The 6,819-nt window shown below is 57.6% G+C and carries 4 protein-coding genes; all 4 read right to left on the bottom strand.

Annotated elements, in window-relative coordinates; all coding sequences use genetic code 11:
* A partial coding sequence (locus PAT3040_RS07525) for a cache domain-containing protein (protein ID WP_146200382.1) occupies positions 1-1,324 on the bottom strand: 1,324 nt, incomplete at its 3' end.
* 91 nt (positions 1,325-1,415) lie between these two features.
* Positions 1,416-2,924, bottom strand: coding sequence for a pectate lyase (locus tag PAT3040_RS07520; RefSeq protein WP_181376488.1), 1,509 nt, complete (start codon positions 2,922-2,924; stop codon positions 1,416-1,418).
* A complete protein-coding gene (locus PAT3040_RS07515; RefSeq protein WP_108992112.1) occupies positions 2,921-5,656 on the bottom strand; it encodes a hypothetical protein in 2,736 nt (911 codons plus the stop codon). Before PAT3040_RS07515 ends, PAT3040_RS07520 begins: the two co-directional genes overlap by 4 nt.
* 27 nt (positions 5,657-5,683) lie before the next feature.
* Positions 5,684-6,819: glycoside hydrolase family 28 protein (locus PAT3040_RS07510; protein WP_258234887.1), on the bottom strand; the 1,136-nt coding region annotated here is incomplete at its 5' end.

The raw sequence follows: 6,819 nt of genomic DNA, 5'->3' as shown, positions 1-6,819 counted from the left end.
GCAGGCGCTTCATCCGCGCTTTGCCCGCCATTATCTCCTCCTCCGGCATGTACCCGGCATGGTGAATCCGGATGACGGCAACCGCGACGTTGTCCCAAATGACGGCTATTTCCGCCTGCGCGAGATGGGCGCGCATGTCCCCTTCATGGTTGAAGCCGCTCTTGAGCAGCTTCTCGAAGAAGGCGGCTTGCAGGAGCGGAAGCTGCTGCTTCATGGTCAAGCTCATGCTTCTATTGTTCGTAATGATTTCATGCACGGCCATCTGAATGACCTCCATCGCGGATGCCCGCTTGCCCGTCTCCCCGGCGGCAAAATCCTTGATCGAATCGAGCAGCTCCGCGATCGGTTTGCTGTTTTGGTAAGCGAGCAACAAGGCTGCCGCGCACCCGAATGCCATGACCGCCAGGACGATGGTCCAGTTGATCCGCTTGATGTACTCGGCTTTGGCAAATACGCTGTTCGCCGGAAGTCCGGCCACATACGTCCACCCGCTGCCCGGGGATTGCACGGACGTGATGAACATGTCCTTCCCGTTCATGGGGACTTGCGAATCCCTCCCGGCTTCGGCGATTATGGGCTCGAGCCTCTCCCCGCCCGCCGAAGCGGATACAATCATCTCCGCCTTTTCGTTCAGAATATACGCGAACGCGCCTTCCTCCGATAGAAGCCTGTGGAACATCCGTGCGATCGCGCTTTCCTTGATCAGGATGACGACGGCGCCGTCGGTCCGCATGTTCGTGCCCGCCGGTAACGGACTGACATACGCCACGTAATCCTCTGTCGTCCTCCCATCATTTACGCTCGCAAGCGGCAAGTACCGGTTCACCCGCTCGCCGGCGATAGTCTCCGCAAGCCACCGGCCGAAAGGGACATCGCCGATCTTCAGCGGCTGAGCGTCCAGCTTGTCGATCCGGTTCGCGGAAATAACGGCTTCGCTTTTCTCTAGGTAAACAAACAGATCGGAGAAGAGCTGGTTCGTCGACAGCATGTTCAATTCGTTCTTCTGCAGTTGGGAGAACTTGAACACCGCTTCCGGCGGCCATGAAGCATCGGCGGTAATCATCGCATTCAGCAGCTCCGAATCCAGCGACAGCTGGGATACGATATCGCGAATCTCCGTCAGCAGCCGGTTAAGCGCTTCCTCACTCTGCTCCAGCACCGCCAGATTCAGCTCCGCCGCGTCCTCTCGTACGACCTGAACCGTCTCGTAGTAGGCATAGGTGCCTACCAGCAGCGGAATTAGCAGAATGAGTACATAGGACAATAGAAATTTGCCGAACAGCTTTCGTTTGCCGTTAATTTCGAATGCCCGTTTCCGTTTCATCGGTCATCGCTCCTTTGAGGCCATTATCGCCCGCAAACGCAAACGGCTGACGCCGCCTTAGGCAGCATCAGCTCGTATGGGTTAACCCTCGCTACTTCCACGTTAGGGGAACGTTTCCCGGCATGTCCCGCAGCGCTTCCGCAAGATGCAGCAGCGCAAGCGGAAGCGGATCGTCGGTCAAAATCCGCTCCTCCGAAGCAAACGCGCGTGTTTCGGCAACTTTCGTAAGCATTTGCTCTCCCGCCTGCCGGGCAAAGGATAAAAACCTGCTGTCGTTCGTCGCCTTATACAGCTCTAACAAGCCGTACAACAGCCGGTAATCGGCGTTGTCCTCCCTCTGCTTCCAAATGCGGATTCCGCCTACGCTCGGAAGGCCGATATCTCCTGCGCCCATCCCAGCGGCGATGGATTGCGCCATCTCCCATAGAAACGGATCACGCGAATGCCGGTAGCCGGCCGCGTACATCCAGAAAAAATCCGAATTAGCGGGGATTGCCCGAAACGCCCTTCCTTTCGGCCCGAAGTACCCGTCTCGATCCAGCGACAACCCTTCGATCGGGTACCCGTCGGTCAGCATCGGGACAAAACTGTTGTCGGAGCGGCGGTAAGCGATTTTCCCCCAAGCCGCCATTTCCTCGCAGGCCCACCGGATGAAGCATTCCGCCGCTTCCCCCGCTTGTTCGCCGATCGCCAGCATGCAGCGCTGGACGACGGGCCGCGGCTTGAAGAGCGTTCCTTCATAAACGGTATGGCCTTCCGGAATAAGCGGCGCCAGCTGATACTGCGCCCGGTCGCCCCTTACCGCCGGGCCGTTGCACCAGGAGGTTGCGGATTGGCTGAATTGGTAGCCGCTGATCCCGATGCCGGGCTGTCTCGTTTCCACGTAACGGCGCGCCAGCCGTTTCGACCACACCAGCGGCGCTTTCTCGCCCGACAGTTTAGCCAGCATCGCGGCCGCGTAATACAGATCGCTGCCTGCATTGATGAACGTCAGTCCGCGTCCCCAGAAGAAGACGTCCCCGCCCTTATATTCTTGCTCCCATAACCGTCCAGTCGGCGTGTCGTACGGCCCGTGACGGTTGAAATCCAGGCGCGACCAGTCTAGGATATGCGCATTCCACATCGCTTCGATGTAACGCTTTGTTCCTTTCGGATCCGCCTCCCACATCAGCTCGTAATCCGGGTAATGAAATTTCAGCTCGTGCACCTTCGATTTGTCTCCAGCGTATTCGATCGATTGTTTCTCTATGTTGTAGGCGGTATGGCCTCCCCATAAGAGCAGGCCGCTGTTATCCGTCTGGCTATTTAAGAGAAACCGGTTGAGCGCGAGCGCCCGTTCTTCGTACGCCGGATCGCCCGTCAGCCGGGTAAGGCCGCTTAGCAGCTTCAGCCAGCGCTGCTGGCTTGCGGGGCTCGCGAGCAGCGCTTCGCGGTTCACATGATCCGGATCATATTTGACCGGCATCAGCGTGAGCGAATCAAGCGCATTGACAAACAAAGGGGTTTCTCCGGTTGGATCCGCTGCATGCTTCAGCAGCAGGCTGACATGCTTTTCTATGATTCCGATCAGCCCGGCCGCCGCTTCCGAGTCTGTTTTCACGGGACCATCTCCACCTCCGTCATTTCGTACAGCCAATCGAGCAGCGTACGCTCATCGTGTTGCGGATCGAAATCCCGGTTGGACAGGCTCTGATGCAGTTCAATGACGCCGAGAATCAGGAACGCCCCCTTGCCATAATGAAGCGTATGCCGGCCTGCTTCGTAAGGCAAGGCATGGACATGGACGGAAGGATAGGCGAACAAGCGTATGCCTCTGCGGATCACCGGATCAAGTCCGAACGTATATGGATCGACGGCAGCTGCTCCGCCAGGCTTTAGCCATTGATCGTCATGGGAATTGAAGCATCCTACCAGAATCAGGGAAGGTTCCTCCAGCTCCACTTCGAGCTGAATTTCTTCGTGCGCCGCCCGCAGCTGGCTGAACCTTATTCCCGTCAAGCCGTACAGCTCCTCCGCGCAGCTTATAATCGGAATGTCGCCGTCAGTGAAGACGCGGGCGCCTTTCTCGATCCGGTACTGCTCGGCGTCCTCGCTCAGCAGCTTATAGCTTGCCTGACTATAACGCCGATAGGAAACGGCCGGCGCCTGAACCAGGGCGGACGGCATCTTGCCAGTCTGCAGCTCTCCGATACGCTGCCGGAAAACGGCAAGCTCCCGTTCAAACATGGGCAGGCAGTCTCTCCAATGATAGATCGCTGCCCCATCGCGGAACGGAATTTTGCGATGCAGCGTCTGCATACCGTTTGCGAACACGTACTGCTTCTCTGTCGTTTCCGTCAGCTTGCGGTATGCGGCTACGCTTTTGTCCAACCATTCAGCCGACTCCTCCAGCAGCGCCGCCCGCTCTGCGTATTTGCCAAAGGCCGTATGTTTGTACATGAACACAAGCAGCGCCGCTCTTACCTTGTACGTATACATATTCGTCATCGCCTTGATCGCGTCAATATCGGCAGCGAGACGTTCGAACTCGGTTTTATTTTTTTGTACGGTCATTCGGGCCTGCTTTACCGCCTTCGAAGCTTCTTCGGAAGAACGCTCCACTTCCTCCACAATATCGAGCGGCGTCTCCCCAAGATGAGGCATGCCTGCCAATTGCTTCAGCACGAATTCCTCCAGCCTCTCTCCTTGAGGAGCATGCGACTCCCACAGCTTGGACCAAGTGACGTGCCGTTCCGGATTCGTCAGCTGGCTCATCGTCATGCCAAGGCTCATCGTCTGGCGGTTGCCTTGCGTAATGCCGAAGCGGCGCAGCAGCTTGGGCGCGCAACTCCCGATTGTTTCATAAGCGTGCAACAGACGCTCGGCCGACTGCCTGTTTCCGTACTTTTCCTCCAGCCGGGATATCCAGTGGCGTTTCTCCGCTTTCCCGTCCCGGTCCGGATTCCATGCATAACGGAGCCACGCTTCAAACCAGATCCAGTCACGATCCACCTGCTTGATCGGGATCTCCGACCGGTCCGGCGAATAAGGCCAGCTCCAGAAGGACAGCGGGAAAAAATGCAACGCCGAACCTTTTAAACGGTACTTTGCCGCTTGAACGCAGCGCTGAATAAAGGATGGAGCTCCAAAGCGGAACGGTTCCAGATTGGAATTCATATGCACGGTGACGACATGTTTACCATCGCGCTCGGCCATCCGCCGATGCAGCGCTTGCACTTCTCCCCTAGGCGTCCAAGTCGTGAGCGATTCCCCGTTGTATTTCATTTCGGTGTGCAGATTGGGATAAAGCCCGTCAGCTTCTTGCATCACCTTCTCGATGTCGATGGCGTGCGAGCGCACGATGACAGGCGGCGGGTCTGCGCCAGCCGAATGGTCGAAGCCTTCCATGATGCCGGGCAGGATCGTTTCGCACAGCCATTCCACCCCGTACATTTGCCCCTTCAGCATTTCGCCTAGACATACCATCAGTCCGACCGTGGGGTAATCCCGCACGAAAGCGGCAAGCAGCCTGCGGAAATAGTCGCTTGTCTCCGGCAAGGGCTTACACTGCCTATAAGACAAGCCGTGCTTATCGGCAAAACTTTGCGGAATATAAATGCTGTAAAAGGCCAAAAAGATCTGTATGCCGCGCCTGTCCGCCTCTTCCGTCAGCCAACGCAGCAAGCTTGCATTCTCCTCCAGTTGCTCTTTCGTCACCTCTCGCGCCTCAGGCTCACCCGGCAGATCGATCAGCGAGGCGAACGGATTCGCGTTCCATAGGAAAAGGGAGTTACCCCGGTGCTTGAGCAGCATGTCCAGGTAGTCAAGCCACATAACCCTGTCATAAAACCAGGAAAAGCGGTCTGGCGTCAGTGGATATTCGAAAGGCTGCCTTCCCGGCTCCACGCGCTGCTTCTGCAAGCCGACGGCGGGTCCGCGCCAGGCCAGACGAGGCGTATCCCCGAACGACAGCTCGCGGGGCAGTTCTCCTTCCTCGCGAATCCTGCCCGCCAGCTCCTGGCAGCCGTACAGCGCGCCGCTGTCGTCTCCGCCGGAGACCACGACGAGCCGGCCCGGACATGTTGCCAGATAGAAGCCTTCGCCTTCGGGCTCATCCGTATGATAGAGCAGCACATCCCGCGCCTCGAGCTCCGCGAGCAGCTCGGAGCCTGAGCGGCGGCCTACGTAAATTTTGCGGTGGCCCGTATCGCGGTAACGGTTCCATGCCCAGCCGCCCGCCTTCTCCTCCACCATGTATTCGCAGGCTTCGAGCGCTTCCCTTAGCAACCGCACGCCATGCAGCATACGGGGAGAAGCGTCCAAGTCGTACCCAATCGCAATCATTTCCAGCATGCGGGTTCCTCCCCTTCATCAGGTCTGTTAATCGATTATGGTTACCGCCTCAATATTGACCATCGTATACGGCTCGCCGTGCTCCGGCAGCACTTTCGTCTGCCGGAACGTAATGTTCCGGGCGTTCGTACAGGTCGCGCCGTTGCGGGCGGTTAGCAGCACCCGGTCGAAGACGATATTTTCAATCGGCATTTCCGGGAGCCCCTTGATGTGCAGCGCCGTATCCGCTCCGATGCACGTTGTATCGCTGATATGGAAATCGCGGAATATCGGAGTTTCCTCCGTAACGGCCATCGGTTCATCCGTATTGTTTTTGCCCGAGTAATAAGAGCTGAATATGATGGCTTCCTTGGCGATATCCTTCATGAGGACTCCCCTTATATAGATGTGTTCGACCGTTCCACCGCGGCCTCTCGTACTCTTGAAGCGCAGACCTGCGTCCGTTCCGATGAACACGCAATCCGTTATTGCAATATTCCTGACATCGCCGGACATCTCGCTGCCGATGACAAAACCGCCGTGTCCATGGAACACTTGGCAGTTCCGGATCGTCACATATTCGGTGGGAACGCCTAATGCCCTGCCGTCGGCATCTTTGCCGGACTTCATGCAGATGGCGTCATCGCCCACGTCGAATACGGAATCGTAAATGTTCGCATACCTGCAGGAGTCAAGATCAAGGCCGTCGCCGTTCTGCGAATGCCACTGATTCCGGATTGAGACATTGCGGATGGTCACATGCTCGCATAACCAAGGATGCACGTTCCAAGCCGGCGAATTGCGGAAGGTAGGGCCGTCCAGCAGCACCTTGCGGCACCGGTCCAGCTGCACCAGCGTCGGCCGCAAATGGTCACGGGCCGGCTCGAACGCGGACGGCTCCTGCTCGTTCTGCGCAATCAAGCTCTTCACGAGCGCCGCGCTCTTAAGCGACTGCTCCGTCGGCCACCAAACACCGCCTTCCTCATATCCGCCGGACCTCATCAATTTGTCCCACTGCCCCTCTGTCAGCTTCATTCGTTTCACCGGCCGCCAAGCCTCTCCCGACCCGTCGAAAATACCCGTTCCCGTTATGGCGACATTCTCCAAATCCGCGCCATAAATGGCCGGCATACATCTGACGGTGCGCAATCCTTCGTAGCTAGTACGGATCAGCGGATAATCGT

Origin of the sequence: Paenibacillus agaridevorans, from assembly GCF_003112455.1 — a bacterium.
In the GTDB taxonomy this organism is placed as follows: domain Bacteria; phylum Bacillota; class Bacilli; order Paenibacillales; family Paenibacillaceae; genus Pristimantibacillus; species Pristimantibacillus agaridevorans.
This window is presented reverse-complemented; position numbering and strand designations above follow the sequence as displayed.

Bases quoted from the DNA above. Each gene is read 5' to 3' on its own strand.
- PAT3040_RS07515 (WP_108992112.1), bottom strand. From the start codon at position 5,656: ATGCTGGAAATGATTGCGATTGGGTACGACTTGGACGCTTCTCCCCGT.